The sequence below is a fragment of the Luteimonas sp. A501 genome, assembly GCF_054052085.1.
The window spans coordinates 381,130-407,876 of record NZ_JBSVRI010000001.1; the positions used below are offsets into that span (position 1 = coordinate 381,130).

21 protein-coding genes are annotated in these 26,747 nt (G+C 68.7%); 11 read left to right on the top strand and 10 right to left on the bottom strand.

All coding sequences use genetic code 11. The features are described from left to right. Nucleotides 1-71: 71 nt before the first annotated feature. Nucleotides 72-1,112 (top strand): metal-dependent hydrolase, encoded by a 1,041-nt coding sequence (locus tag ACW7G5_RS01695; protein ID WP_457001267.1) that lies wholly within the window; start codon nt 72-74, stop codon nt 1,110-1,112. An 87-nt stretch (nt 1,113-1,199) separates the two neighbouring features. Here the strand turns inward: ACW7G5_RS01695 and dusB are convergent, their stop codons facing one another. The 5 genes from dusB to ACW7G5_RS01720 all read right to left on the bottom strand — a co-directional run bounded on the left by dusB (nt 1,200) and on the right by ACW7G5_RS01720 (nt 6,550). Next, nucleotides 1,200-2,198 (bottom strand): tRNA dihydrouridine synthase DusB, encoded by a 999-nt coding sequence (dusB, locus tag ACW7G5_RS01700; RefSeq protein ID WP_457001269.1) that lies wholly within the window; start codon nt 2,196-2,198, stop codon nt 1,200-1,202. A gap of 52 nt (nt 2,199-2,250) precedes the next feature. Next, the gene (locus ACW7G5_RS01705) at nt 2,251-2,952 is read right to left on the bottom strand and encodes a DUF4893 domain-containing protein (RefSeq protein ID WP_457001271.1); all 702 of its coding nucleotides are present in this window, start codon (nt 2,950-2,952) and stop codon (nt 2,251-2,253) included. A 105-nt stretch (nt 2,953-3,057) separates the two neighbouring features. Beyond that, nucleotides 3,058-4,023, bottom strand: a complete 966-nt coding sequence (locus ACW7G5_RS01710) for a ribokinase (protein ID WP_457001272.1) — start codon at nt 4,021-4,023, stop codon at nt 3,058-3,060. 13 nt (nt 4,024-4,036) lie between these two features. Further along, complete coding sequence (locus ACW7G5_RS01715) at nt 4,037-5,335, bottom strand: NupC/NupG family nucleoside CNT transporter (RefSeq protein ID WP_457001274.1); 1,299 nt, start codon at nt 5,333-5,335, stop codon at nt 4,037-4,039. Between the two features lie 84 nt (nt 5,336-5,419). Next, nucleotides 5,420-6,550, bottom strand: coding sequence for a diguanylate cyclase domain-containing protein (locus ACW7G5_RS01720; protein ID WP_457001276.1), 1,131 nt, complete (start codon nt 6,548-6,550; stop codon nt 5,420-5,422). Between the two features lie 88 nt (nt 6,551-6,638). On the opposite strand from ACW7G5_RS01720, the gene ACW7G5_RS01725 reads away from it, so the two are divergent. From ACW7G5_RS01725 to ACW7G5_RS01745, 5 genes are all read left to right on the top strand, one after another. Next, entirely contained in the window at nt 6,639-7,607 is a 969-nt protein-coding gene (locus ACW7G5_RS01725) for an aldo/keto reductase (protein ID WP_457001278.1), read from the top strand. 66 nt (nt 7,608-7,673) lie between these two features. Continuing rightward, nucleotides 7,674-7,880 (top strand): hemin uptake protein HemP, encoded by a 207-nt coding sequence (locus ACW7G5_RS01730; protein WP_457001280.1) that lies wholly within the window; start codon nt 7,674-7,676, stop codon nt 7,878-7,880. A gap of 81 nt (nt 7,881-7,961) precedes the next feature. Continuing rightward, nucleotides 7,962-9,062, top strand: a complete 1,101-nt coding sequence (gene gcvT / locus ACW7G5_RS01735) for a glycine cleavage system aminomethyltransferase GcvT (protein ID WP_457001282.1) — start codon at nt 7,962-7,964, stop codon at nt 9,060-9,062. 67 nt (nt 9,063-9,129) lie between these two features. Continuing rightward, nucleotides 9,130-9,522: a glycine cleavage system protein GcvH gene (gene gcvH, locus ACW7G5_RS01740; RefSeq protein WP_457001283.1), complete on the top strand. Its 393-nt coding sequence runs from the start codon at nt 9,130-9,132 to the stop codon at nt 9,520-9,522. 573 nt (nt 9,523-10,095) lie between these two features. Further along, a complete protein-coding gene (locus ACW7G5_RS01745) occupies nt 10,096-10,905 on the top strand; it encodes a hypothetical protein (RefSeq protein WP_457001285.1) in 810 nt (269 codons plus the stop codon). Between the two features lie 77 nt (nt 10,906-10,982). Here the strand turns inward: ACW7G5_RS01745 and ACW7G5_RS01750 are convergent, their stop codons facing one another. Further along, complete coding sequence (locus ACW7G5_RS01750; RefSeq protein WP_457001287.1) at nt 10,983-12,410, bottom strand: serine hydrolase domain-containing protein; 1,428 nt, start codon at nt 12,408-12,410, stop codon at nt 10,983-10,985. Between the two features lie 83 nt (nt 12,411-12,493). Here ACW7G5_RS01750 and ACW7G5_RS01755 point away from each other — a divergent pair, with 83 nt between their 5' ends. The 3 genes from ACW7G5_RS01755 (at nt 12,494) to ACW7G5_RS01765 (ending at nt 16,461) form a co-directional block, all read left to right on the top strand. Continuing rightward, nucleotides 12,494-13,096 carry a LemA family protein gene (locus ACW7G5_RS01755; protein ID WP_343280939.1) on the top strand — a complete coding sequence of 201 codons (603 nt, stop codon included), beginning with the start codon at nt 12,494-12,496 and terminating at the stop codon, nt 13,094-13,096. A gap of 6 nt (nt 13,097-13,102) precedes the next feature. Then, the gene (locus tag ACW7G5_RS01760) at nt 13,103-14,989 is read left to right on the top strand and encodes a M48 family metallopeptidase (RefSeq protein ID WP_457001289.1); all 1,887 of its coding nucleotides are present in this window, start codon (nt 13,103-13,105) and stop codon (nt 14,987-14,989) included. Nucleotides 14,990-15,093: 104 nt separating this feature from the next. Beyond that, complete coding sequence (locus tag ACW7G5_RS01765) at nt 15,094-16,461, top strand: NTP/NDP exchange transporter (protein ID WP_457002813.1); 1,368 nt, start codon at nt 15,094-15,096, stop codon at nt 16,459-16,461. 48 nt (nt 16,462-16,509) lie between these two features. Here ACW7G5_RS01765 and ACW7G5_RS01770 read toward each other — a convergent pair whose 3' ends face one another. Continuing rightward, on the bottom strand, nt 16,510-16,890 hold the full coding sequence (locus tag ACW7G5_RS01770) for a hypothetical protein (protein ID WP_457001291.1): 381 nt from the start codon (nt 16,888-16,890) through the stop codon (nt 16,510-16,512). Between the two features lie 59 nt (nt 16,891-16,949). Then, the gene (locus tag ACW7G5_RS01775; RefSeq protein ID WP_457001293.1) at nt 16,950-19,424 is read right to left on the bottom strand and encodes an acyl-CoA dehydrogenase; all 2,475 of its coding nucleotides are present in this window, start codon (nt 19,422-19,424) and stop codon (nt 16,950-16,952) included. A gap of 181 nt (nt 19,425-19,605) precedes the next feature. Between ACW7G5_RS01775 and ACW7G5_RS01780 the strand changes: the two genes are divergently transcribed. After that, the gene (locus ACW7G5_RS01780; protein ID WP_457001295.1) at nt 19,606-20,187 is read left to right on the top strand and encodes a TetR/AcrR family transcriptional regulator; all 582 of its coding nucleotides are present in this window, start codon (nt 19,606-19,608) and stop codon (nt 20,185-20,187) included. Nucleotides 20,188-20,314: 127 nt separating this feature from the next. Beyond that, nucleotides 20,315-22,135, top strand: a complete 1,821-nt coding sequence (locus ACW7G5_RS01785; RefSeq protein WP_457001297.1) for a phosphoenolpyruvate carboxykinase (GTP) — start codon at nt 20,315-20,317, stop codon at nt 22,133-22,135. Nucleotides 22,136-22,192: 57 nt separating this feature from the next. On the opposite strand, the gene ACW7G5_RS01790 is transcribed toward ACW7G5_RS01785, so the two are convergent. Both ACW7G5_RS01790 and ACW7G5_RS01795 read right to left on the bottom strand, forming a co-directional pair. Further along, entirely contained in the window at nt 22,193-23,779 is a 1,587-nt protein-coding gene (locus tag ACW7G5_RS01790; RefSeq protein WP_457001299.1) for a sulfotransferase, read from the bottom strand. Nucleotides 23,780-23,869: 90 nt separating this feature from the next. Then, nucleotides 23,870-26,719, bottom strand: a complete 2,850-nt coding sequence (locus tag ACW7G5_RS01795; protein ID WP_457001301.1) for a TonB-dependent receptor domain-containing protein — start codon at nt 26,717-26,719, stop codon at nt 23,870-23,872. Between the last annotated feature and the right edge of the window lie 28 nt (nt 26,720-26,747).

Sequence of the window (26,747 nt, forward strand, 5' to 3'; positions counted from 1 at the left end):
CGCGCTGGCGTCCCGGTTCACGCTGCGCCTGCCGCGCCTTGTCGCGCCATGCCACGGGCTACCATTCGTCGATGGATTCCCTGACCCAGATTGTCCTTGGCGGCGCCGTTGCCGCGGCCATCGCACCCGCCGCCCACCGTCGCGCCGCGCTGCTCGCCGGCGCCGTGCTCGGCACCCTGCCCGACCTCGATTCGCTGCCGCTCCTGTTGCTCACCGACGACCCGGTGGCGCTGATGACCCTGCACCGGGGCGCCAGCCATTCGCTGTTCGTGCTGCCCTTGCTGGGCTGGTTGATCTGGGCGTTCTTCCGCCGCCGCGGCGGACGCGTGGCGGACGCGCCGCGACGATGGTTCTGGGCGATCCAGCTGGTCCTGCTGACCCATCCGCTGCTCGATGCCTTCACCGTCTATGGCACCCAGCTGCTGTGGCCGCTGCCGCTGCCACCGGTGATGTGGTCGAGCATGTTCATCATCGATCCGCTGTACACGATCTGGCTGCTGCTGGCCTGCATCGCGGCGTTTTTCTTGCGTGAACGCGTCGCCGCCCAGCGCGCGCTTGCCGCGGGTCTGCTGCTGAGCACCGCCTACCTCGGCTGGTCGATGGCGGCCAAGGCCATGGTCGAGCACGAGGCCGAGCGCGCGCTCGCCACCGTCGGCCTCGCCGATGCTCCGCGCCTGTCGGTGCCGATGCCGTTCAACACGCTCCTGTGGCGGGTGGTGGCGATGACGCCCGATGGATATGTCGAAGGCTTCCATTCGCTGGTTGCCGACAAGGGGCAGATGCGCTTCCAGGCCTGTCGGTCAGACCACGCCGCGCTGGCGCAGGCCGCGGACATCCCTGCCGTCGCCCGGCTGGCCTGGTTCAACCACGGCTTCATGGGCGTCCGCGAAGTCGATGGCGAACTGCTGCTGGCCGATCTGCGCATGGGCAGCGAGCCGGACTACTTCTTCGATTTTGCCGTCGCCCGCCGCGGCAGTGGCTGGCAGGCGATCCCGCCGCGGCAGCTGCGGGTCGAGCGCGACCTCGGTGCCACCTGGGACGCGACCTGGCAGCGGATCTGGAACGAACCGGCCGGTGGTCAGAACGCCGCGGCGGCCTGCACCCGGATGTAGCGCTTCCAGTCTTTGCACGCGCTGCGCTGCCGGCCCAGTTCCGCGGTGGCCTGCCAGCGGCAACCGCCGATGAAGCGGCGCCGCGGGTCAGGCGGCCGCTTCGAGGCCCGGCGCCACGCCTGCGGCCAGCGCGTCGAAATAGTCCCGGGTCAGGTCGATCTGCGCGCGCGCGGTTTCGGCGCGGTTGACCACGGCGCGGAAGGCGGCGTTCTCCGGGCGGTCCTTCGCGTACCAGCCCAGGTGCTTGCGCGCTATGCGAACGCCGGACTGTTCGCCGTAGAACGCGTGCAGTGCTTCCAGGTGGCCGAGCAGGATGTCGCGCACCTCGTGCAGGCGGGGCGGCGGCAGGCGTTCGCCGGTGGCGAGGAAGTGCGCGATCTCGCGGAAGATCCAGGGCCGTCCCTGCGCTGCGCGACCCACCATCACGGCGTCTGCGCCGGTGTGTTCCAGCACGGCGGCGGCCTTGTCGGGCGAGTCGATGTCACCGTTGGCGATGACTGGGATGCGCAGCAGTGACTTGACCTCGGCGATGGTGTCGTACTCGGCGTTGCCGGTGTAGTGCTGGTCCCGGGTGCGGCCGTGCACCGCGAGCGCCGCGACGCCGCAGTCCTCGGCGACGCGCGCGATCGCCACCGCGTTGCGCTGGTCCGCGGCCCAGCCGGTGCGGATCTTCAGAGTCACCGGCACGTCCACCGCCGCGACCACCGCCGAAAGGATGCGCGCCACCAGCGCCTCGTCGCGCATCAGCGCGGAGCCGGCCCAGGCGTTGCAGACCTTCTTCGCCGGGCAGCCCATGTTGATGTCGATGATGCGGGCGCCATGGTCGACGTTGTAGCGCGCGGCGTCGGCCAGCTGCTCCGGCTCGGTGCCCGCGATCTGCACGCCGACCGGATCGGGCTCGCCGGCATGGTCCATGCGCCGCAGCGATTTTTCCGTTCCCCAGAACCGCCGGTCGGAAATGGTCATCTCCGACATCGCGAGCCCGGCGCCCAACCGCTTGCACAGCAGCCGGAACGGCTTGTCGGTGACCCCGGCCATGGGCGCGAGGACCACGTCGGGGGCAATGATGTGGGGACCGATGCGCATGACGTTATTGTCGCCGATCGCGGCCGGCGTGCCGGCCGCAGGCGATGCCGGGTCAGCGTTCGAGGTGATAGAGCTCGAAGCCGTTGCCGTCGGCGTCGAGCACCATCAGCAGCTCCCGTGGCCCGATCCGGAGCAGCAGGCCGGCGCTGTCGTGCTCGCCGGGCAGCGAGGCATCGGGCCGTGCGATCCGCGTGTATGTGCGTGGCGCCTCCTCGTTGACCGTGCGCGCGCCGAGGAACGCCAGGCCCGGCCCGTCCATCGGGTACAGGCGCCCGCTGCGGCGCTGGGAGCCGCTGGTCTTGGCGAAGCGGTGGCCCGTGCCGGCGCTGCTGATGCGGGCGTCGAAGAATGGATAGCCGTAGCCCCTGCCGTCGCTGATCTGGATGGAGCGCACGCGCCAGTTGCCGTCGATGTCGCCCGGTGGGAGCGGATCCTGCGCGCGCGCGAGCAGGGCACGCGCCTCGCGTGACGCCTCGTCGGCGCCGGAGGCCGCGCTCCGGGCACGGGCCAGCGCATCGTCGACCATCGCCCGGTGCGCAGGCAGGACCGCGGCGTCCCATCCGGTCGCCGGCGGCAGCTCGGTGGGCTCCTGCAGGGGCCGCGCACGCTCCTCCGGCGTCGGCTCCGGCATGGGGCGATCAGGGCTTGCCTGCGCAGGCGTCGACGTCGCTGGTGGATCTGCCGGCGCGGGCGCGCTGTTGTTGGCGCAGGCTGAAAGCAGCACCACGGTGGCGGCGAGCAGGGCGGTCTTCATCGGGCGGTCTCCGTTGGGCTCCGCAGGCACGCTGCCGCAGCGGGGATGAGCCTGCGATGAAACAGAATGCGTGGATACGGGAGCGGCCGGGCGTCCAGGCCTGGATCAGTCCGGGAAGCGGGCGGCGACGTCGCCTGCAGACGGCATCGAGTCGGCCGCGCCCGGGCGCTCGGTCGACAGCGCGGCGTAGCGCGTGGCGAAGGTGACATGGCCGGCGAAAGGCCGTGCCGGCGCCAGTGCCAGCGACGCCGCCAGCGCGCCGTTGAATGCATCGCCGGCGCCCGTGGTGTCGACCACCCGCACCTTGGCCGCCGGGCAGCGGTAATGGGGCAGGGCGTCGCCGCGCAGGCTGTCCTCGCGATGCGAGACGAAGCAGCCGGCGGCGCCGAGCGTCAGCACCACGGTGCCGCGCGGCAGCAGGGTCCGGCATTGGCGGTGCAGGCGTTCGCCATCCATCGCGGCAAGGCGTGCCGGATCGACGCCGCCGCCGCAGTGCCGTGCCAGCAGGGCGGCGAACTCGGTTTCGTTCGGAGTGAGCAGTTCGGCCACGGCCAGCAGCTCGCGGCTGCAGGCGGCATTGGCAGGCGCCGGGTTGAGGATGGTGTGGGCGCCGCTGGCGCGCGCAAGGCGCAGCGCCTCGACGATGGCCTCGACCGGCGATTCGATCTGTGCCAGCACCACGTCCGCGGCGGCGATCGCCTCGCCCTGCGCAGCGACGAATCCGGGCGTCAGCGTGGCGTTCGCACCCGGGCCGATGACGATGCTGTTGCGGCCGCCGGCATCGACGAAGATGCCCGCGGTGCCGGTTGCTGCCTCGCTGTCCCGGGCGCGCAGGTCGATGCCGTGGGCGGCGGCCAGCCGGCGCGCCAGGCGGCCACCATCGTCGTCGCCCAGGGCGCAGACAAAGGCGGTGTCGGCGCCGGCGCGTGCCGCGGCCACCGCCTGGTTGAAGCCCTTGCCGCCGGCGCCGGTCGCGTACTCGCCCGCGAGCGTTGCGCCTGCCAGCGGCAGCTCCGCGCAGTGCCAGACGTGGTCGACGTTGAACGAGCCGACGACGACGACGCGAGACACGGTCCTGCCCCGCTCAGGCGCCGATGTGCGTCAGCACGCCGGCGATGGTCGCGGTCATCAGCGTGGCGACGGTGCCGCCAAGCACCGCGCGCAGGCCGAAGCGCGCCAGGTCCTGGCGGCGGTCGGGCGCGAGCCCGCCGATGCCACCGATCTGGATCGCGATCGAGCTGAAGTTGGCGAAGCCGCACAGCGCGTAGGTGGCGATCAGCCGGCCTTCGTCGCCCAGGCTCACGCCCTCCACGCGGCCGTTCACGATGTCGGCCAGCTGCAGGTAGGCCACGAACTCGTTGATCACCACCTTCTGGCCGATCAGCGAACCGACGGTGCCGGCATCGGTCCAGGGCACGCCGATCAGCCACGCCACCGGTGCCAGCACGTAGCCGAAGATCGTCGAGAGATCCGTGGGCTTGCCGATCGCGGCCGCCAGGCCGGTCACGTCGCCCAGCCAGGTCAGCGGCGCATTGATCATCGCGATCAGGGCGATGAAGGCCAGCAGCATCGCGCCGATGTTGAGCGCCAGCTTCAGGCCGTCGCCGGCGCCGGCCGCAGCGGCGTCGATCAGGTTGCTGGTGGTCTTCTCGACCTCCATCTTCACCGTGCCGCGGGTCAGCGGCTCGCCGGTCTCGGGGATCAGGATCTTGGCGATCACAAGCGTCGCCGGCGCGGCCATGATCGAGGCTGCGAGCAGGTGCTTGGCGTAGTACGCCTGCTGCGCCGGGTCGCCGGCACCGAGCATGCCGACGTAGGCCGCGAGCACGCCACCGGCGATGTGGGCCATGCCGCCGATCATCATCGTGATCAGCTCGGACTCGGTCATGCGCGAGATGTAGGGGCGCACCGTCAGCGGCGCCTCGGTCTGGCCGATGAAGACGCTGGCGCAGACGCTGGTGGTCTCGGCGCCGGACACGCGCATCACCTTGGTGATCGCCAGCGCCATCACGCGGACGATGAACTGCATCGCGCCCAGGTGGTAGAGCACGGCCATCAGCGAGGCGAAGAAGATGATCGTCGGCAGCACCTGGAAGGCGAAGATGAAGCCGTAGGTCTGCACGTCCATCAGGCTGCCGAAGATGAATTCGGAGCCGGCGTTGACGAAGGCCAGCACCTGCACGAACAGCTGGCCCAACCAGTCGAAGACCTCGCGCCCGCCGGGCACCAGCAGCACCAGGGCCGCGAATGCGATCTGCAGGGTGACGCCGGTGCCGACCAGCTTCCAGTCGACGCGTCCCTTGTTGTTGGAGAACAGCCAGGTGATCCCGATGAGCACGGCCAGGCCAAACAGGCCGAAGCCAATCCGCGTCAACACTTCCATCGTGATCCCGATCCCCATGCTACGGCCGCGAGCGCGCGGCGACGGGGCAGCGTAGTGCAGGCCGGGGAGCCGGGCAACCGGAACTCAGGGATCGCGGGCGACGATCCGGTTGCCGCCGGGGGCCTTGGCGGACTTGAGCCGGCGGTCGGCGCAGCCGAGCAGGCCCGAGGTGCTGGCGCCATCCTGCGGCCAGGCGGCAAGGCCGGCGCTGAAGGTGAACGCGAAGGCGTCCTGGCCACGCTCGGGCAGGAACGGGCGCTCGGCCAGGGTGCGGCGCAGGCGGTCCAGGCGCTCCCACGCGCTGCCGACGGGGCAGTGCAGCACCATCACGAACTCCTGGCCGCCGATCCGGGCCAGGGATTCGTTGTCGGCAAGCATCTCGCTCATCGTCGAGGCGATGTGGCGCAGGGCCCTGTCTCCGGCCTGCGGGCCGGCCTCGTCGTTGACGCGCTTGAAGCGGTCGATGTCGAGCAGCACCAGGGTGAGCGAGGCGCTGGAATTGCGCGCAGTGGCGAAGACGTGCGGCATCCGCTGCAGCAGCCACGAGCGGTTGGGCAGGCCGGTCAGGCTGTCGTGTCCCGACAGCTCGACCAGCGACTGCATGCGACGGACGATCGCGACGGCCGTGCCGCTGGCGACCACCACCAAAAGCAGGCGCAGCGCGTGCGCACCCGGCGCGGCGGCGCCGGCGTCCGGTGGCACCAGGCCGTCGCCCGCCGAGGCGCGCATGGACAGCACCGCTGCCAGCGCCGCGTACTGCAGCAGGGCGAGTCCGCCGGCGAGCAGGGCCACGCGGCCGTCGGCACGCAGGGCGGTCAGGCCGATCGCCACCAGGTAGAACGACCAGGCGCCCACGTCGTGGATCCCGGTCGCAGCCTCCCTGGCCGCCAGCATCGCGAGCACCGTGGTGACCAGGGTGACGTCCCAGGCCGCGGTCGCGAACGGCAGCCACGGACGGTGCATGCGCGCGAGCACCAGCCACAGCAGCGACACCGCGCTGGCGAGCACCACCGCGCCCAGGTAGAAGAGGATCCGGCCCATGCCCGAGCCCGACGCCGCGGCGAGCAGTGGCAGCGGCAGCGCGAGCACGGTCAGCAGCAGGCGGATGCGCGCGACCAGGCGTTCGCCGCTCGCGGCCAGGTCGCGCATGACTTCGTCGGGCGGCGCCATCAGCTGCCGCAGCATGTCGCCGAACCTGCCTTCGTTGGCGTGCATCGTGCCGTGTCCCCTTGCCTGCGGGGTGAGGATAGCGCGGCGGCGCGCGTAGACTGCGTTCCCGGGCAGGCAAATGGAGTGACAAGCGATGGAATATCGCAGGCTTGGCGCCTCCGGACTGGCGCTGTCGGCGCTGTCCTTCGGCGCCTGGACGACGTTCGGCAAGGGGGTCGCGCGCGGCGAGGCGCGCAACCTGCTGGCCGCCGCCTGGGACCATGGCATCAATTTTTTCGACAACGCCGAGGGCTACGCCCACGGTGAGGCCGAGCGGGTAATGGGCGACGTGATCGTCGACCTGCGCCTGCCGCGCGACGGTTTCGCGGTGTCGAGCAAGGTGATGTTCGGCTCGGTCGCCGATCCGCGGCCGATGCAGAAGGGCCTGTCGCGCAAGCACGTGCACGACGCCTGCCACGGCGCGTTGAAGCGGCTGCGCGTGGACTACCTCGACCTGTACTTCTGCCATCGCCCCGATCCCGACGTGCCGGTGCTGGAAACGGTGGCGGCGATGGACACGCTCGTACGCCAGGGCAAGGTCATGTATTGGGGCACGTCGGAATGGCCGGCGGCGCTGGTCCGCGAAGCGCATGCGGCGGCGCGCGCCAACCACCTGCAGCCGCCGACCATGGAGCAGCCGCAGTACAACCTGCTGCACCGCCGGCGCGTGGAGCTGGAATACGCGCCGCTCTACGCCGAGCTGGGCATGGGCACGACGGTGTGGTCGCCGCTGGCCTCGGGGCTGCTGACCGGCAAGTACGACGGCGGCGTGCCCGAGGGGTCGCGGCTGGCGCAGGAAGGCTGGCTGCATGACCTGGTGATCGGCGAGGCCGGCGAGAAACGTCTCGAGCGGGCACGGTGCTTCACCGCGCTGGCCACCGAGCTTGGCGCGCGGCCCTCGGCGCTGGCCATCGCCTGGTGCCTGCGCAATCCGCACGTGTCCACGGTCATCCTGGGGGCAAGCCGCGTGGCGCAACTGCTGGAAAACCTCGAGGCGCTGGACCTGGAGGCGCGGCTGGAAGAGGGCGCATGGCGGCGGATCGAAGCCGCGACGGATGACTGAAACCCCCTGTTGACAGGCAAATGAGAATCATTAGCATTGGGTGCTCCCCTCGATGAGGAGCATTCGATGCTTGCCTCCCTTACCCACCCGTCCAGCTTCGACGGCGCCACCGACGCGCCGTCCTGCGAGGCGCCGCCGACGCAGTGTGCCCATCAGGAAGAGATGGACAGCGCCGTGCTGCTGCATGGCCAGCGCGAGGTGCTCATCCGCCATGGCAACGAGGTCTATCGCCTCCGCCATACGCGCAACGACAAGCTGATCCTGACCAAGTAGCGCGCACGTCGCCAACGCGCAGCTGCTCCCATACCCCGGCTCGGCGATAATGGCGGCCCGTCCTCCAGGAGCCAGCCGTCCATGACCCGCAAGACGATCCTCAACGATTCCCATCGCGCACTCGGCGCGAAGATGGTGGACTTCGGCGGCTGGGACATGCCGCTCAACTATGGTTCGCAGATCGAGGAGCACCACGCGGTGCGCCGCGATGCCGGCATGTTCGACGTCTCGCACATGACCGTGGTCGACCTGCACGGCGCGCGCGTGCGCGACTTCCTGCGCAAGCTGGTCGCCAACTCGGTCGACAAGCTCAAGGTCCAGGGCAAGGCGCTCTACACCTGCATGCTCGACGACCAGGGCGGGGTGATCGACGACCTGATCATCTACCACCTTGGCGAGGACTTTCATCGGCTGGTGGTCAATGCCGCGACCCGCGACAAGGACCTGGCGTGGATCAACGCCCAGGCCGAAGCCTTCGGCGTCGAGGTCCGGGTGCGCGACGACCTTGCGATCATCGCCGTGCAGGGCCCGCAGGCGCGCGACAAGGTGCTCGGCCTGGTGCACGGGGACGATCGTGCCGCTGCAGGCAAGCTCGGCAAGTTCGCCAGCCGCGACGTCCGTTCGGTCGACGGCGCGCCGCTGTTCATCGCGCGCACCGGCTACACGGGCGAGGACGGCTTCGAGGTCGCGTTGCCGCAGGAGCACGCCGTGGCGTTCTGGGATGCGCTGGTCGCCGCGGGCGTGCGGCCCGCGGGCCTGGGTTCGCGCGACACCCTGCGCCTGGAGGCCGGGCTGCCGCTGTACGGCCAGGACATGGACGAGTCGGTCACGCCGTACGAAGCCGGCCTCGGCTGGACCGTGGCGCTGGACGAGGGTCGCGACTTCAACGGTCGTGCCGTGCTCGAGGCCCAGCGCGACCGTGGCGACGCGCGCCAGGTCGTCGGCCTGGTGATGGACGAGAAGGGCGTGCTGCGCCACGGCCAGAAGGTGCTCGCCGCGAGCGGCGAAGGCGAGATTCTCTCGGGCACCTTTGCACCGACGCTCGGCAAGTCGATCGCCCTGGCCAGGATCCCCGCCGGCGAGGCGGGCGACGTGCGCGTCGACATCCGCGGCCGCGAGGTTCCCGTGCGCGTGGTCGCCTACCCGTTCGTGCGCGACGGCAAGGCCCGCGAGGGCATTTGATTTCCACCCCGGGCGCTTCGCTACACTAGCCGTCCACCCCAGCCACGCTGTTTCCGGAGTACCAGCAATGAGCGATATCCCCGGCGATCTGAAATTCATGAAGTCCCACGAGTGGGCCCGCGTCGAAGGTGACGGCAAGGTTACCGTCGGCATCTCCGACCATGCCCAGGGCCTGTTGGGCGACCTGGTCTACGTTGACCTGCCCGGCGTTGGTGACAGCGTCCAGGCAGGCGTCGGCTGCGCCGTCCTGGAGTCGGTCAAGGCGGCGTCCGACATCTACGCACCGGTGTCCGGCACGATCGTCGAGGTCAACTCCGCGCTGGCCGATACGCCGGAGACGATCAACGAAGACGCCTTCGGCGAAGGTTGGCTGTTCGTGATCGAGGCGAGCGAGCCGGGCCAGATCGACGAGCTGCTTGCACCGGACGATTACGCCGCCCTGATCGAGGGCGACGACTGACGCATGCGTCGCTGCGCGGATGCGCGGCATCGTCTCGTGGAACGCCGGGCATTGCCCGGCGTTCCTGTTTTCGGGAGCTTGAAATGGCTGCCAAAGACTCGCGCACTTCCGCGCAAAACGGTCATTGCCGCGCCACCAACGGCGTCTTCGCGTCGTGCGCGTACACAAGACCTGCACACCGTCGAACCGGTTGCCGGCATCGCGTCGACGCATGCCCCGTGTTGCGCCGCGTGCGTTGACGGTTCCGGTCGCGACGTTCTGATACCGCTTAAAACAAGTGCTTTTGCGCGTGCATCTCGAAGTCTGTCGAACGCCGGCCCCGGGCTTGCCGCGGCGGCATCGATCGCTTGCAACGCGAAGGCTGGCGACCTGGACGCTTGCACGCCGGCCTTCGGGCGACGACGGGTGTTGACAGGAAAAAAAAGCGTGATTAGGTTTCGGCACAACAACACGATGGTCACAGAAGAGAGTGAGTGCGACCCGGACAACAACGCGTGACACAACTCAGTCCTCCGCCCGGATGGTCGTAATGGTGGACTCAGGCGTTGTCTTCTTCGCGAAAACTCCAGGCCCATGCATGCATGCAACCCGCGGCGCGATGCGCAGCGGGTTTTTTCGTGCCAGGCAGCACCGGATCCGGAGCGACGCGCGCTGCGCGTCGTCGGTTGGCCGTGGGTCCGATACCCGCGGTGTGTTTCGTACTGGGCAGTAGTACCTGCAAGTTCCACTGACGAGGAGAGCCATCACATGGCCACTAAGAAAGTCGCAAAGAAGAAGGTCGCCAAGAAGGCGGCCAAGAAGACCGCCAAGAAGGCAGTGCGCAAGGCGGCACCGCGCAAGGTCGCGAAGAAGGCCACCAAGAAGGTCGCCAAGAAGGTCGCCAAGAAGAAGGTTGCAAAGAAGGTCGCCAAGAAGGCCGTGAAGAAGGCCGTGGCGAAGAAGGCCACCCGCAAGACCGCGAAGAAGGCGACCAAGAAGGCGGTGAAGAAGGTCGCAAAGAAGACCGCGAAGAAGGCCACCAAGAAGACCGCGAAGAAGGCGGTAAAGAAGGCCACCCGCAAGACCGCCAAGAAGGCTGCGAAGAAGACGGCCAAGAAGGCAGCGAAGAAGGTTGCCAGGAAGAGCCCGGCCAAGAAGGCAGCCAAGAAGGCCACCAGGAAGACTGCGAAGAAGGCGACCGGGAAAGCGGTGAAGAAGACCGCCGCGAAGAAGGCCGCTGCGAAGAAGGCTCCTGCAAAGAAGGCTCCTGCAAAGAAGGCGGCGAAGAAGACCGTCCGCAAGGCTGCGACCAAAAAGACCGCCAAGAAGGCGGCGAAGCGTGCGCCGCGCAAGGCGAAGGCACCGGCCGTTTCGATCCCCACGGCGCCCCTGCCGCTGATCTGACCAGTCCCCGATTGCCGTCGACATGACCCCTCTCCCCGCAGCCCAGGCGGGGGAGGGGTTTTTTCATGTGCGCAAGGTCAGTCCGGCTTTGCGGCGGACGTGGCGGAGCCGCCGCTGCCCCTGGAATCCGACGCGGACGCGCGGCCCACGGTAGTCGTGGCACGGTCGTGTGCCGCGGCATCGGCCAGCTGCAATTCGTCCACTTCCTCGAGGTCGACGTCCAGCCAACGCTGTGGACCCAGGCCGATCGCGCTGTCGAGGATCGTCGGCAGCAGGCCAGTGGGCAGGCTGCTCTCGCCGTTCCACAGAACCACCACGCCCAGGTCCCGCTCGGGCATCAGTGCCATCAGGCCGCGATAGCCCTGGACCGCGCCGGCGTGGAAGACGACGCGGTGCCCGGCATAGTCGTAAACGCGCCAGCCGAGCGCGTAGCCGGCGTCATTGAGGCGTTCGCGCCGCCAGCCCGAGCTGCGCATCTCGCGCGGCGTCGACACCAGGGGTTGCTGCAGGGTGGCCAGCAGCGGGGGCGGGAGCACGTCGGGGCGCCGCCCGGACTGCGCGATCAGCCATTGCGCCATGTCGCTGATGCTGGCGTTGACGCCTGCCGCCGGCGCGATCCGGTAGTAGGTGGGCTTGGGCGTGAGCGAACGCCAGCCGCCGCCGGCGCGCACGTGCGGCTTTGCCCAGCGCGGACTGGCCTGGATGCCATCGAGTCCGTAGCTCGCGTCGTCCATGCCCAGCGGCTTGAAGATGCGGCCGGTCACGGCCTCGCTGAAGAACTGGCCGGTAGCCGCGAACACCACGTCGCCGACCAGGCTGAAGGCGACGTTCTGGTAGCTGTAGCACTCGCCGACGCCGCAGGTCATGGGTGCGTCGGCCAACCGCTGCACCAGGTTGCGATAGTCCGCGTTGCGCTCGATGTCGCGATCGTAAGTGTTGCGGCCCAGTCCCACGCGGTGGCTGAGCACGTCGGCGACGGTCAGCTTGCCGGCGGCATCGGGCCGGGAGAAGCGCAGCGCCGGCATGAAGTCGGCGACGTTGCTGTCCCAGCGCAGCGAACCTTCGGCGACCAGCAGGCCGGTCACCGTGCCCGCGAAGGGCTTGGACAGGGAGGCCAGGCGGAAGACGGTGTGCGCGTCAACCGGCTCGGCGGCGCTGACGTCGGTGATGCCATAGCCGCGCGCGCTGATCACTTCGCCCTTGTGGACGATGGCCATCGCCAGGCCGGGCACGCGCTGGTTGGCGACCACCGCCTGCGCCATCGCCTCGAAGCGTGCGGCGTCGAAGCCGCTGGCCAGCGGCATGGATGCGGTGCCAGGCGGCAGCAGCGGCGAACTGCCGCCGGTCACGGGTGTCGAATGCGTGGCTGGCGCGGCCAGCGCATCGGCCGGCAGTTGCCACTGGAGCTCCGCCTGTGCCGCCGTCCCGGCCGCTATCGGGGTCAGGCATGCAAACAGGCCGGCAGCAAGGAGAAGGCGGCGAGGCGTTCGCGCTGCGTCTTTCATCGGGCGTTTTCCCTGCGTATGCTGCGACTGCGGGGTGATCATATGCCCCCGGTTCCGCATTTGCATGAACAAGGGGAGCTTTGATGTCCAGCCTACTGATCCTGCTCGTAATTGCCGCCGTGGTCGTGGTTGCGTTGATGTGGGGCGTCGGCATCTACAACGGCCTCGTCACCGCCCGCAACGCATTCAAGAACGCTTTCGCGCAGATCGACGTGCAGCTGCAGCGCCGCTTTGACCTGATCCCGAACCTGGTTGAGACCGCCAAGGGCTACCTCACGCACGAGCGCGAGACGCTGGAGGCGGTCATCGCCGCGCGCAGCGCCGCGATGTCGGGACTGTCGGCCGCCAAGGCCAATCCGGGCGATGCTGCGGCGATGGCCGAGCTCGGCCAGTCGCAGGGCCTGCTCAACGGCGCCCTCGGGCGGCTGATGATGGTTGCCGAGGCCTATCCGGACCTCAAGGCCAACCAGAACATGATGCAGCTCACCGAAGAGCTGACCTCCACCGAGAACCGCGTCGCCTTCGCGCGCCAGGCCTACAACGACTCGGTGATGGCCTACAACATCAAGCGCGAAGTGTTCCCGTCCAACATCCTCGCCGGCATGTTCAATTTCGATGCCGCGGCGCTGCTGGAGATCCCGGCCGACAAGGCCGAGGTCCGCGAGGCGCCGAAGGTCCAGTTCTAGCGCGCGATGAACTTCTTCGAGCAGCAGGCGCAGGCCCGCCGCAGCAGCACGCGCCTGTTCGTCCTGTTCGCGATGGCGGTGCTTGGCATCGTGCTGGCGATCGACGTCGCGGTTGCGTTCGTGGTGGGTCCCGACTGGGGCGTGCTCGCGTTCACCACCCTGGCCACGCTGGCGGTGATCGGGCTGGGCTCGATGTACCGGCTGGCCTCGCTGCGCGGCGGCGGTGACGTCGTGGCACTGCAGTTGGGCGGTACGCCGGTTCCGCAGGACTCGACCGATCCCTCGCTGCGCCGGCTGCGCAACGTGGTCGAGGAGATCTCGATCGCCTCGGGCGTGCCGGTGCCGAGCCTCTACGTGCTCGAGAACGAGGCCGCGATCAACGCCTTCGCCGCCGGCTACTCGACCAGCGACGCGGCGGTCGCGGTGACGCGTGGCGCGCTGGACCGCCTCAACCGCGACGAGCTGCAGGGCGTGATCGCGCACGAGTTCAGCCACGTCCTCAACGGCGACATGCGCCTGAACATCCGCCTGATGGGCGTGCTGTTCGGCATCCTCATGATCAGCCTGATCGGGCGCAAGGTGCTGTACCTGGGCGGTGGTCGCAGCCGCAACGCCGCGGCGGTGATGGTGGCGGCGCTGGTCGCGCTGGCGGTCGGCAGCATCGGCATGTTCTTCGCAAGGATGATCAAGGCCAGTGTCAGCCGCTCGCGCGAGCGCCTGGCCGATGCCTCGGCGGTGCAGTTCACGCGCCAGACCGCGGGCCTGGCCGGCGCGCTGAAGAAGATCGCCGGCCTGCCCGACGGCGCGCGCCTGAGCGACAAGGCCGATGCCGAGGAGGCGAGCCACATGCTGTTCGGCGACGGCGTCGGTTTCAGCGGCCTGTTCGCGACCCACCCGCCGATCCTCGAACGCATCCAGGCGCTGGAGCCGGGCTTCCGCGGCGAGCAGCTCGAGCGCATGCGCAGCCAGTGGGCGCTGGCGCCGCCGTCGGGCCTGCAGGAAGACCGGATGATGGGCCTGGACGCGCATGCCGGCGTGCTGCCGGCACGCGATGGCCTGCTCGACGTCACCCCGCCCATGGTGTCCGCCCAGGTCGGCAGCCCCGAAGCCGACGACTACCACCGCGCCGACGCGATCGTCCACGGCATGCCCGAAGCCCTGCGCACGCTTGCGCGTTCGCGCGAGGCGGTGCTGCCGCTGGTGCTCGGCCTGCTGCTTGATGGCGACGCCACCATCCGCGGGCACCAGCGGGCCGAGATCGCCGCGCGCCTGGGCGATGGGGTGGCCCAGGGGGCGCTGGCGCTGCACGGCGGCGACCTGGTCGCCCTGCACCCGATGCAGCGCCTGCCGCTTGCCGCGATCGCGTTCCCGGTGCTGCGGCGGCGGCCGCGGCCCGAACTCGAGGCCTTCCTCGATACCGTGCACGCGGTCGTCCACTGCGACGGACGGGTGTCGCTGTTCGAGTACTGCATGGCGCGCCTGCTCGAGGTGCAGCTGCGGGAGTCGCTGGATCCGCGGCGCCACGCGCGCTTCGGCCGCCGCAAGCCGGGCAGCGTGCGCCAGGAGTTCGCGACCCTGCTCGCGGTGGTGGCGCAGGCCGGCAGCCCCGACGACCCCGCGGCCGCGCAGCGCGCCTATCTCGCAGGCCTGCAGCGCGTGCTGCCGCGCGACCACGTGGCCTACGCGCCGCCGGCCGCCGGCGTGCTCGCGCTTGACGAGGTGTGGCCCGCGCTCGATGCGCTGGAACCGCTGGCCAAGCAGGTGATGGTCGAAGCGGTGACCGCGGCGGCCAGCCACGACGGGCGCATCTCGGTCGCCGAATCCGAGCTGCTGCGCACGATCTGCGGCGTGCTGCACTGTCCACTTCCGCCGGGGCTGGAAGCCGTGGCCTGAGGCGGGGCTGATGGCGCGCCGGCGCGCGCCAAGGTGGCGGCGACGGTCGCCGATCGGATAACGTGCCGCCACGACGGCGGCGACTGCAAGGCAAGGGTTCGATGATCAACGATCAGTCGGGTGCCGACAGGCAGCTGGGACGCTTCCGGGCCGCGCTCGTCGCATCGCCGCCGCTGTGGTGGGCGATGCTGTATTTCTTCAGCCTGCTGTGCGGCTACTACGTGCTGCGCCCGGTGCGCGATGCGATGGGGGCGTCGTCCGATGCCGCAGCGGTGTTCCCGCGCGGACTGATCGCACTCGGCGAGCGCTTCGGCATCGAAGTCGGCGAGTTCACCCTGCAGCTGCTGTTCACCGCCACCTTCATCGCGATGGTGCTGCTGCAGCCGCTCTATGGCGCGCTGGTGTCGCGCTTTCCACGACGGGTCTTCCTGCCCGCGGTGTACCTGGTGTTCATCGCCTGCCTGCTGGGCTTCTGGTGGGCGTTCGACAGCGGCATCCCGGGGCGCGGTGCGGTGTTCTTCGTCTGGGTGGCGGTGTTCAACCTGTTCGCGGTGACCGTGTTCTGGAGCTTCATGGCGGACGTGTTCGACAACGCCAACGCCAAGCAGTTCTACGGTTACATCGGGGCCGGCGGCACCATCGGTGCGCTGGTCGGCCCGGCGATCACCCGCTTCCTGGTCGGTCCGGTGGGCGTCGCCAACCTGCTGCTGGTGTCGGCCGGCTTCCTGGCCGTGTGCCTGCTGTGCATCATCAAGCTGCGTCCATGGGCCCTGGCGCGCGAGCGCAGCCACGGCGGGAGTGCCGATGGCCGGGCGATGGGCGGCTCGATCCTGGCCGGCCTGAGGCTGGTCTGGCAGCGGCCGCTGCTGCGCGCGCTGGCGGTGCTGATGTTCTTCGGAGTCGGCGTCGGCACCCTGCTGTACAACGAGCAGGCGGCGATCGTGCGCGCCGCCTTCGACACCGCAGAGGAGCGCGCGGCGTTCTACTCGATGCTCGACTGGGCGATCAACGGCCTGACCATCGCCATCCAGCTGCTGCTGACGCGCTTCCTGCTGCAGCGCTACGGCATCGCACCGCTGCTGCTGCTGCCGGCGCTGGCGATCGTGCTCGGCTTCGCGGCGCTGTCTGCGTCGCCGCTGCCGATGCTGGTGGCGATCGTGCAGATCGTGACCCGTGCCAGCGAGTTCTCGCTGGCCAAGCCGGCGCGCGAGACCCTGTACACCCGCGTGGAGCGCGAGGAGCGCTACAAGGCCAAGGCGGTGATCGATACCGCGGTCTACCGCGGCGGCGACCTCGCCTTCGTCTGGGTGCACAAGGCGCTGGCGGTGCTGGGCTCGGGCATGGTGTTCCTCGCCGGCCTGGGCGTTGCGCTTGGCATGGCCTACGGCGCATGGCGCGTGGTGCGCGCGGAGCGCGTGCTTCCGCAGGACCCCGGCGCGGGCCCCGTGGATGGACAGCGCAAGCCGACGTGATCTGGTCGAAGCCGGCCGCGCCTACGCTGCCGCGATGGAGACCGCGGCCTATCCGGTGAGCGCCGCGAGCGCGAACAGGGCTGCACCGGTTGCGAACGCCACGTTGAGCCCGTGGACCATCGGATGGTTGACGCGCAGCCACACGAACTGGGTGGCCAGGCGCAGTGCCCAGAATCCGGACATGCCGAGCAGCAGCGCGTGCCCCAGCGGCGTATCGGCCAGTTCGCGGGGATGCCGCAGGCACAGCACCGCGACGAGCAGGAACACCCAGACCAGCTGCACGTTGGCGATCTGCAGGATCGCGCGATTGGGCAGCGTGGTGCCTTCCAGCGTCCGCGGCCATTTGAAGAGGGCCCAGAACGCCAGGTGGAACAGGGCGAACCCCAGGCTGTGGATGGCGCACAGCAGGAGCAGCGTCTGCGTGGTCACGGCCGCGCGGGCTTCGGCGCAGAGGCCATCAGGCGCCCCCTGGCATGCATGGCTGCGGCTCAGGCCGCCTCGCGCGTCCCGTCCGGGCGATGCAGGTCGCGGTAGCCCGCCGAGCGCAGCTCTTCGGTATCGAAGTCGTCGACCGTGATCGCGTCGAGGGTCATCACGCGCAGCTCTTCCAGCTGCGTGCGCTCTTCGGCGGTGATCCAGCCTTCGCGTACGCCCTCGTCAAGCTGGCTGGCGAAGTCCAGGGCCTCGATGCCTTTGTTCTTCAGCGCCTTGAGGAACTTGCGCTCCACCGGCTCGGCGGCAACGGCCGCGGCCAGGTAGCTGTTGATCCGGCCCGCCGGGTTGTTCGCGCCCGGCGTGGTGAACACCCCTTGGGCCAGGCGATCGCGGGCTTCGTTGGGCGTCATCAGCAGCGCGGCGACGCGGTGGCCGAGGCGATCGCCGGGGGCTTCCGCGCGGCGTCCCAGCGGGAAGATCAGCAGCCACATCAGCCAGCCCACCGGCCGGATCGGGAAGTTCCGCAGGGCCGCGGAAAGCGCGGTTTCGATCTGGTGGATGCTGTCGTGGTAGGCCCAGGCCAGCAGCGGCCGGTCGGCCACGGGCGCGCCCTCATCGTGGTAGCGCTTGAGGATGGCGCTGGTCATGTACAGGTGGCTGAGCACGTCGCCCAGGCGGCCCGACAGGGATTCCTTGAACTTCAGCTTGCCGCCCAGCATCAGCATCGACACGTCGGCCATCAGCGCGAGGTTGGCGGAGTGGCGGTTGAGGCGGCGGAAGTAGCGCTTCGTGTAGTCGTCGCCCGGCGCCTTGCCGAAGCGCGAGCCGGTGACCGCGAACCAGATCGAGCGCACGGCGTTGGAGATCGCGTAGCGGATGTGCCCGAACAGGGCGGAGTCGAAGGCCTCCAGGCCCGCGCGCTCGTCGGGGTCCTGCGCCGCCTTCATCTCCTTCATCACCCACGGATGGCAGAGGATCGCGCCCTGGCCGAAGATCAGCAGGCTGCGGGTCATGATGTTGGCGCCCTCGACCGTGATCGCGATCGGCGAGGCCTGCCAGGCGCGGCCGGCGAAGTTGCGCGGCCCGAGGATGATGCCCTTGCCGCCGATCACGTCCATGACGTCCCTGGCGACCTCGCGGCCCATCTCGGTGCAGTGGTACTTGGCGATCGCCGATGGCACCGCCGGCACGTCGCCACGGTCGACGGCGGCGGCGGTGGCCTGCGACAGCGCGCTGATCGCATAGGCCTTGCCGCCGATGCGGGCCAGGGCCTCCTCGACGCCTTCGAAGCGGCCGATCGACAGGCCGAACTGCTTGCGAATGCGCGCGTACGCACCGGTGGTGATGGCGCCGGACTTGGCGCCGCCGCTGGCGGTGGAAGGCAGGGTGATCGAACGCCCGATCGACAGGCACTCGCTGAGCATGCGCCAGCCTTCGCCGAAGCCGTTTTCCTCGCCGATGATCTGGCTCAGGGGCACGAACACCTCGTGCCCGCGCACGGGTCCGTTCTGGAACGGCGAGTTGAGCGGAAAGTGGCGGCGGCCGACGTCCATGCCTTCGACCCCGCGTGGCACCAGGGCAAGGGTGATGCCGATGTCGCGCACGTCGCCGAGCAGGCCGTCCGGGTCGTACATGCGGAACGCCAGGCCGATCAGCGAAGCCACCGGAGCCAGCGTGATGTAGCGCTTGTCGAAGGTGAGCTTGACGCCCAGCACCCGGGCGCCGTCCCACTCGCCCTTGCAGACGATGCCGAAGTCGGGGATCGAGGTCGCGTCGGAGCCGGCGAACGGACCGGTGAGGGCGAAGCAGGGCACATCGCGGCCGTCGGCCAGGCGCGGCAGGTAGTGGTCCTTCTGCGCCGGGGTTCCGTAGTGCATCAGCAACTCACCCGGGCCCAGCGAGTTGGGTACGCCCACGGTGGAGCTGACCACGCTGGAGATCGTGGCGAGCTTCTGGATCACCTTGTGGTGCGCAAGCGCGCTGAAGCCGAGGCCGCCGTATTCCTTCGGGATGATCATCCCGAAGAAGCGCTGGTCCTTCATGAACTGCCACAGCTCCGGCGGCAGGTCGGCGCGGACGTGGGTGATGTCCCAGTCGTCGGTCATCGCGCACAGCTGCTCCACCGGGCCATCGAGGAAGGCCTGCTCTTCCGCGGACAGTTCGGGCTTCGGCTGCGACATCAGTACGTTCCAGTCCGGCGCGCCCGAGAACAGCTCGCCCTCGAAGCCGACCGAGCCGGCCTCCAGTGCGATGCGCTCGGTCTGCGACAGCGGCGGCAGGATCTTCCGGTAGAACTTCAGCAGGGGTGCGGTGACCAGCGGCTTGCGGATCATCGGCAGCAGCAGCGGCACCGCCACCAGCGCGGCGATGGCGATCGCGACCAGGGTGGCGGTGATGTTCGCGCCCAGCAGCCAGCAGGCGGCGAGGCCGGCGGCGGTGATCGCCGCCCAGGTGGCCAGGCGCATCCGGTGGTAGGCGGCGAACGCGCCGACCAGCAGCAGGACGAGGAAGGGGACGACGATACTCATGGCACGGTCTCCGCGAGCGTTGCGCTCGCCTTCGGCTGGTGGGAGCCAGTGTGCACCCGGCGCCAGGCGCGGGTTGCCTCACTGGCCATACGGGTCAGTATGGATTTTGCAGGAAGTACTGTCAACGCCGCGAGGCGGCCGATACTGTCCCGCACGCCGGCGTATGGATACACTCCGGGGAATGAAGAAAACCGCCGCGAAAAGCGAACGCAGCCGGCTCAGTGCCGAGGACTGGGCCGAGGCCGCGCTCGACCTGATCGCCGAACAGGGCGTGGCCGCGGTGGCGGTCGAGCCACTGGCCCGCCGGCTGGGCGTCACCAAGGGCAGCTTCTACTGGCATTTCCCCTCGCGCGACGCGCTGCTGCAGGCGGCGCTCGAGCGCTGGGAGGCCCATGAGGAGCATGACGTCTTCGGCAAGCTGGAGGCGGTGTCCGACCCGCGCGAACGCCTGCGCGCGCTGTTCCAGATGGTCGCGCGCGAGTTCAAGTCGCACGTGGTCTACAGCGCCCTGCTCAAGGCGCCGGACCACCCGGCCGTGCAGCCGGTGATCGACCGCGTCTCGCAGCGTCGCCTCGACTATCTCACCGCGTCCTTCCGCCAGGCCGGACTGGGCCGCACCGACGCCCGGCATCGCGCCCGGCTGACCTACGCCGCCTACGTCGGCTTCCTCCAGCTCAACCTGCAGCTGCACCAGGCGCGGATGCCGCAGGAGGAGTTCGACGAATACGTCGAACACCTGATGGATACGCTCGTCCCCCGCTGAGCGGCGTGGCGCGCCCGGCGGCCCGCGATGGGGATTGTCTTTGACGCACTGCAGCACGGGGGCGTGGGCTGCGCTGGATAGAATTGCGTGTCCAGCCTGAAAGCAGCGCACTTCGGAGGCGCGAGACATGAATGCAGTTCCCCAGCAGGGCGCGAACGCGACGCCCGGCACCCGGCTTGCGTCCCTGCAGCAATGGGTCGACGAAGTCGCGGCGCTGACCCGTCCCGACCGCATCGTCTGGTGCGATGGCAGCGATGCCGAAGCGGCCGCGCTGCAGGAGGCCATGATGGCCGACGGCACCCTGCTGCCGCTCAACCAGGACACCCATCCGGGCTGCGTCCTGCACCGCTCCAGTCCCGATGACGTCGCCCGGGTCGAACACCTGACCTTCGTCTGCCACGAGCGACGCGAGGATGCCGGCCCCAACAACCACTGGATGGCCCCGGCCGAGGCCCACGCCAGGATCGATGCCCTGTTCGACGGCTGCATGCAAGGCCGCACCCTGTACGTGGTGCCCTACTGCATGGGGCCGATCGACTCGCCGCTGGCGCGTTGCGGCGTCGAGATCACCGACTCGCCCTACGTCGTCGCCAACATGCGGGTGATGACGCGCATGGGCGCCGACGCCCTGGCGCGCATCGAGCGCGAGGGCCTGGAGCATGTCGCCCGCGGGGAGCCCGACACCTTCGTCCGTGGCCTGCATTCAACGGGCGAGCTCGACCCGAACCGCCGCTACATCATGCATTTCCCCGAAGAGCTGGCGATCAAGTCCTACGGCTCCGGCTACGGCGGCAACGCCCTGCTGGGCAAGAAGTGCCACGCCCTGCGCATCGCCTCGCACCAGGCCCGCAACGAGGGCTGGCTGGCCGAGCACATGCTCATCGTCGGCATCGAGAACCCGCAGGGCGAAGTCCATTACGTCGCCGCGGCCTTCCCGAGCGCCTGTGGCAAGACCAACCTGGCCATGCTGATCCCGCCGGAGTCCTACCGCGAGAAGGGCTGGAAGGTGTGGACGGTCGGCGACGACATCTGCTGGATGCATCCCGGCGAAGACGGCCGGCTGTGGGCGATCAACCCGGAGGCCGGCTTCTTCGGAGTGGCTCCCGGCACGTCGGAAAAATCCAACCCCAACGCCCTGGCTTCGATCCAGCGCGACACCATCTTCACCAACGTCGCAGTCACCGACGACGGCCAGCCCTGGTGGGAAGGCCTCGACAAGCGCGTGCCGGCGAAGGATTGGCAGGGGCGTGACTTCGACCCCGCCAAGGGTCCGGCGGCGCACCCGAACTCCCGCTTCACCGTCAGCGCGAAACAGTGCCCGACGTTCTCCCCGCACGCCGAGGATCCGCAGGGCGTGCCGATCAGCGCGATCGTCTTCGGTGGCCGCCGCTCGGGCCTGGTGCCGCTGGTCTTCGAGGCGCGCGACTGGGCGCACGGTGTGCTCGTGGGTGCGGCGATGGCGTCGGAAACCACGGCCGCGGCCACCGGCGCGGTCGGCGTGATGCGCCGCGACCCGATGGCGATGAAGCCGTTCTGCGGCTACAGCTTCGCCGACTACTTCGCCCACTGGCTGTCTTTCGACCAGCCGGGTGCGAAGCTCCCGAAGGTCTTCCACGTCAACTGGTTCCGCAAGGATGCCGGCGGCCGCTTCATGTGGCCCGGTTTCGGCGACAACATGCGCGTGCTGGAGTGGATCATCGGCCGCGTCGACGGCGGCGCGAAGGCCGATGCGGCAGTGATCGGCCACGTTCCGGCAGAGGGCGCGCTCGATCTCGATGGTGCCGACGTGTCCGCGGATGCGATGGCCGAGCTGCTACGGGTGGATGAAGCCGGCTGGAAGGCCGAGGCCGCCAGCGTGGCGTCCTACCTTGACGAACTGGGCGTTCCGGGCGATTCGGCGCTGCGCCTGAGCCTCGAGCCGTTGCAAGGCGTCGCGACAGCGAGCTGAGGCGGGCCGGACCCGTTGGCAGCGTGGCTGCCAACGGGCGGGGCCGCGGAGTGGCGGTCACGCGCAGTCGATGCCGGCCGCTTCCAGCATGGTCCTGAGCGGCCCGAGCCGGTGTTCGTAGCGTTTCCACCGCCCCAGCGCGGTGGTGTACATCGGTGCCCGTACCTGCACCGCGCTCGCAGTGGAGACGGGCGTGGTGTTCTTCTCGAACGCCAGGCAAGCGTCGTCCCATTCAAGCCCGCAGTGGGAGATGATCGCGCGGCTGTTCCGCTCCTGCTCCAATACCAGCGACTCGTACTGGACCTCGAAGATCCGTCCGGGGAATGCCGCCTTCCAGTGCGCCATCAGCCTGTCGAACAGGATGTAGTAGTGCCCGATGTCGAGCAGGTCGTAGGAATAGTCGAAATAGGGCGATTCCGGCGCGAACAGCTGCCTGAAGTTGCCGAGACAGGTATCGAGCGGGTGCCTGCGGACACAGATCAGCTTCGCCTTTGGCAGTGCGCAGGCGATGTATCCGAGGTACAGGAAGTTGTGTGGGAGCTTGTCGGTGAAATGGGGCGCGGAGCCCGTGAAAGAGCGGGTGCTGGCGACGTAGTCGTCCCCGAGCTTGCGCCAGTCCAGGGCATCCGTTCCCGCGCCGGCGATGTGTGCCGGGTTGAACATCTCGAACCCCGGGCCGCCCATGGCACGCTTCCAGACAGAGGCGAAATTGTGCAGTTCACCGGCGGACTGGACCTTGGGATGGCTGGACACGATGCGGTCCACGAGGGTGGTCCCGGTGCGCGGCATGCCGACGATGAAGATCGGGTCGACCGCATCGCTGCCGCGGATGGCCGGAACAGGGCAGGGGGGCGGGAAGGCCGAGGCCAGCGCATCGAATAGCGCTTCGTCCTTTGCCGTTGAATATTGCAGCAGGTGCCCTGGTGCGCCCTTGCCGGTGACCCAGCGATCAAAGGCGCCATCGTGGTCGCCGATGTCCTCGAGCTCCTTGGCCAGCGCCATGTTCAGGAACGTGGTCGCGGTGACCTTGCCCTCGGCAGCCGTGGCCAGCGCCGACAAGCGTTCGATGTGGTTGGACTCCGTCGTTTGCCTGCGCAGTTGCGACAGGGAATGGTGGGCCCGCCAGTGATGCGGATCAAGGCGGACGCTGGCCTCCAGCTCACGCTCGGCGCCATCGATGTCGCCCAGGAAGGTCAAGGCGGTGCCGAGGTTGAAGCGGAGCCCCGCATTGTCTGGATCCAGGCGTATCGCCTGTCGAAAAGCGGCTGCCGCACGTTCATGGGCGTTGCACTGGACAAGGACGACCCCGAGGGTGTCGAAGCCGAGCGCGTGCTCGGGATGAAGAAGGGCTTCGGCCTGGCCAGCTGCATCGAGGGCCGCATCGTAGTCCTGCGACGACGCGCAGGCCCTTGCCAGGTACAGGTGGAAGTCGGGGCGCCGCGGGTCGAGGGCGATGGCCTGCCTGAAGTGAGCCTGCGCGCCGATGGCGCCGTGCTGTTCAAGCAGGGCCACGCCGGCGATGAAATGGATTTCCGGGTCGGCTGCGCCAAGGTCGATCAGGCGCAGGGCTTGCGAATGCGCTTGGCCCCATTGCCGGCGGTTCAGGGCGGCAATCATCTGTTGCTTGGGGACGCCGGTGTCCATGGATGGTCGTTAACCTCGTGTTTTCAAAGGCGAAAAAAACTACAGCCCCTTTCGGGGCTGTAGCGTCAAGCGTAGCGGAAGTTCAGAGGATCAGAACTTCTGCTGGTAGCGCATGTAGATGAAGCGTCCGATGTCGTGGCCACCGTAGAACGCGAAGCCCGAGTTCGGAGCCGAGAAGTAGACCGGCGGATCCTTGTCCAGCACGTTGTTGGCACCCACCGCGATGCGGGCGTTCCACGGAGCATTCCAGCTGACCTGCAGGTCGTTGAACGTGGTCGAACCGACCTCGTTCTGCGACACGATGTTGCCCAGGGTGTCCGGAGCCTGATAGTTCGGGAGCGAGCAGTGCTCTGCGAAGTAGCAGCCTTCCTTGGTGCCCGAGTTGTAGCGCATGCCCCAGCTGACCGCGAAGTCATTCAGGGCCCAGCTCAGGTTGAGGTTCGAGCGGACCCGGAAGGTGCCGCCGAAGCCGTTCGCCTGGCCCGGGATGACGCCTGCATCGTCGGTGGACTTGACCTCATACAGGCTGACGTAGGTCGTGGCCCAGCGGGCACCGAACCGGCCGTAGTCGGTATCCATGCTGTAGTTCACGTCGAGGTCGAAGCCTTCGGTCTCGACGTAACCCGCGTTGCGCGAGCCGTACAGCAGCTCGGTGACGATGTTGCCCTGGCCGGGGTCACGCGAGAACAGTCCGCAGCGGCTTTCGATCAGGCTCACGTAGCAGTCGCTGAGGATGTCGTTCGGGTGGTCGCCAACCACCGTGTTCTCGATCAGGATGTTCCACCAGTCCAGCGCCACGCTCAGACCCTGCACCTGGCTGGGGCTGTACACGAGGCCGATGGTCTTGGACTCGGAGAACTCCGGCTGGAGCAGGGGGTTGGAACCCGAGGTGAACGCGACCGGAGTCTGAGCGCCAGGCGTGGTGGTGGGCACGAAGCCCTGCTGCAGCTGGCGGTAGCCGACGGGCACGTCCTGGAGGCAGCGGGCCGTACCGGCGGCGGAACCGTAGAGCGTGTCGCAGGGGTCGCGGAAACCGGTGGTGAAGGTATCCGACGTACCGCCGTACAGGTCGCCGATGGTCGGGGCGCGGAAGCCCTCGGCCCAGGTGCCCCGGACCAGCAGGTCGTCCATCGGACGCCACTTCACACCGAACTTGTTGTTGGTGGTGTCACCGAAGGTGTCGAAATCCGAGTAACGGCTGGCAACGTTGAGGCTCAGCTCCTTGGCGAAGGCCATATCGGCAAGGATCGGAATGTTCAGCTCGAGATAGACCTCGTCGACCGAGTACGAACCGTAGGTCGGACCCGACGCCAGGTTGGTGGAGTCACCCGACTGCGCGATGGAGTCCGGAGTGAAGCCGCCCTCTTCCTTGCGGTACTCGTAACCCACGGCGAAGCCCAGGTCGCCGGCCGGCAGGGTGAACAACGAACCCGCCAGGTTGGCGTAGTAGTTGTTGGTCTCGGTCTTGCCGCTCGCGTGCTCTTCCTTGAACAGATAGTTGACCAGCGACGGATCGTCCAGCGAGTTGGCCACGGCGCCCGTGCCGAAGCCGGCAAAGGGGTTCCACGGCACGCAGCCGGCGATGACGTTACCCGGGGTACCGCAGACGATCTGGCCCTGGCCGTTCATGAACGACGGACCCACTGCGTCGCGGACCGCGGGGATGTAGAAGTTGCCGTTGTTGGTGATGTAGGTGTCGGCCTCGTTGTACATGTAGCCGACGTCCCAATCGAAGTAGCGCTCGCCGATTTCGAACGAGCCTTCCAGCCCCGCGTTCAGGCGCCACGTGGTCTGATCGGTTTCGGTGGTGCGCGGCACTTCCCAGCCGCGACGGCGCCAGTTGACCGCGGACGCGCCGCCGGTCGGGTTGAAGTAGCTGTCCGCGGCCATCGGAGCACCGAGGGCCCCTGACTGGGTCGGGTAACCCGCGATCTGTCGGTCCGACTCGCGCTTGGTGTAGCCCATGTCGGCAACGAAGCGGATGTTGTCGGTCAGGTCATAGTTGGCGTTGACGAACAGCGCGCGGCGCTTGAGCGGCGTCATCGCGTGCATCTGGTCGGACGGGATGCTGGTGTCCGCATCGGTCTGGTCGTGCCAGCCGCCGGGACCGATGGTATCGCTGCCGCGGTCGGCAACCTGCCAGGGATCGGTGTTGGCGGCACTCGGGAGACGCCAGTTGCCCCACTGCCCGACGGGCGTGGTGCTGTACTGCGGATAGCCCGGGTAGCTGTCCTTGGAGAACCAGCGGTTGCGCGCCCACACGCCTTCTTCCTTGTGGGATTCGGCAGCGATGGTGACCGAGCCGCGGTCGCTGGTCATGCCGACCAGGAAGTCGTAGGTCTGCTTCGTGCCGTCGCCTTCGCCGTACTGGCCGAAGTAAGCGTTGGCCTCGGCACCCTCGAAGTTCTTGCGGGTGATGATGTTGATCACGCCGGCCATGGCGTCCGAGCCATAGATGGAGGAGGCACCGTCCTTCAGGACGTCGATGCGATCAACCATGATGGTCGGGATGGTGGAGATGTCCTGGAAGCCATCGGGGCTGATGCCCAGGCGCTTGCCGTTGACCAGCACCAGGGTGCGCTGTGCACCGAGGTTGCGCAGGTCGATGTACTGGCCGCCAGCTTCGGCGTTGGCGGTCAGCGGCGAGGTGCGGCTGAACGTCGGGGAACCGGCCGACGGGATGTTCGCCAGGATATCGGCAACGGTGTTGAAGCCGCCGGCCTGGATATCGTCGCGGCTGATGGTCATGACCGGCTGGGCGGTTTCAACGTCAACCTGGCGGATGCGCGAGCCGGTGACTTCGATGCGGTCCAGCGTGGTCGCCTGGTCCGTGGAGCTGGCTTCCTGTGCAAATGCTGCACCAGTGCCCACGAGCGTGGTGGCACCTGCAACGAGCGCGAAAGTGATCGCGTCGCGGAGCTTGGTGGTCTTAAAGGTCATCTCTCTCTCCGAGTGAGTCTTGGGTAAA

Coding starts and splice junctions, on each gene's coding strand:
- ACW7G5_RS01695 (WP_457001267.1), top strand. CDS start 72: ATGGATTCCCTGACCCAGATTGTCCTTGGCGGCGCCGTTGCCGCGGCC.
- dusB (WP_457001269.1), bottom strand. CDS start 2,198: ATGCGCATCGGTCCCCACATCATTGCCCCCGACGTGGTCCTCGCGCCC.
- ACW7G5_RS01705 (WP_457001271.1), bottom strand. CDS start 2,952: ATGAAGACCGCCCTGCTCGCCGCCACCGTGGTGCTGCTTTCAGCCTGC.
- ACW7G5_RS01715 (WP_457001274.1), bottom strand. CDS start 5,335: ATGGAAGTGTTGACGCGGATTGGCTTCGGCCTGTTTGGCCTGGCCGTG.
- ACW7G5_RS01720 (WP_457001276.1), bottom strand. CDS start 6,550: ATGCACGCCAACGAAGGCAGGTTCGGCGACATGCTGCGGCAGCTGATG.
- ACW7G5_RS01725 (WP_457001278.1), top strand. CDS start 6,639: ATGGAATATCGCAGGCTTGGCGCCTCCGGACTGGCGCTGTCGGCGCTG.
- ACW7G5_RS01730 (WP_457001280.1), top strand. CDS start 7,674: ATGCTTGCCTCCCTTACCCACCCGTCCAGCTTCGACGGCGCCACCGAC.
- gcvT (WP_457001282.1), top strand. CDS start 7,962: ATGACCCGCAAGACGATCCTCAACGATTCCCATCGCGCACTCGGCGCG.
- gcvH (WP_457001283.1), top strand. CDS start 9,130: ATGAGCGATATCCCCGGCGATCTGAAATTCATGAAGTCCCACGAGTGG.
- ACW7G5_RS01745 (WP_457001285.1), top strand. CDS start 10,096: ATGCATGCATGCAACCCGCGGCGCGATGCGCAGCGGGTTTTTTCGTGC.
- ACW7G5_RS01750 (WP_457001287.1), bottom strand. CDS start 12,410: ATGAAAGACGCAGCGCGAACGCCTCGCCGCCTTCTCCTTGCTGCCGGC.
- ACW7G5_RS01755 (WP_343280939.1), top strand. CDS start 12,494: ATGTCCAGCCTACTGATCCTGCTCGTAATTGCCGCCGTGGTCGTGGTT.
- ACW7G5_RS01760 (WP_457001289.1), top strand. CDS start 13,103: ATGAACTTCTTCGAGCAGCAGGCGCAGGCCCGCCGCAGCAGCACGCGC.
- ACW7G5_RS01775 (WP_457001293.1), bottom strand. CDS start 19,424: ATGAGTATCGTCGTCCCCTTCCTCGTCCTGCTGCTGGTCGGCGCGTTC.
- ACW7G5_RS01780 (WP_457001295.1), top strand. CDS start 19,606: ATGAAGAAAACCGCCGCGAAAAGCGAACGCAGCCGGCTCAGTGCCGAG.
- ACW7G5_RS01785 (WP_457001297.1), top strand. CDS start 20,315: ATGAATGCAGTTCCCCAGCAGGGCGCGAACGCGACGCCCGGCACCCGG.
- ACW7G5_RS01790 (WP_457001299.1), bottom strand. CDS start 23,779: ATGGACACCGGCGTCCCCAAGCAACAGATGATTGCCGCCCTGAACCGC.
- ACW7G5_RS01795 (WP_457001301.1), bottom strand. CDS start 26,719: ATGACCTTTAAGACCACCAAGCTCCGCGACGCGATCACTTTCGCGCTC.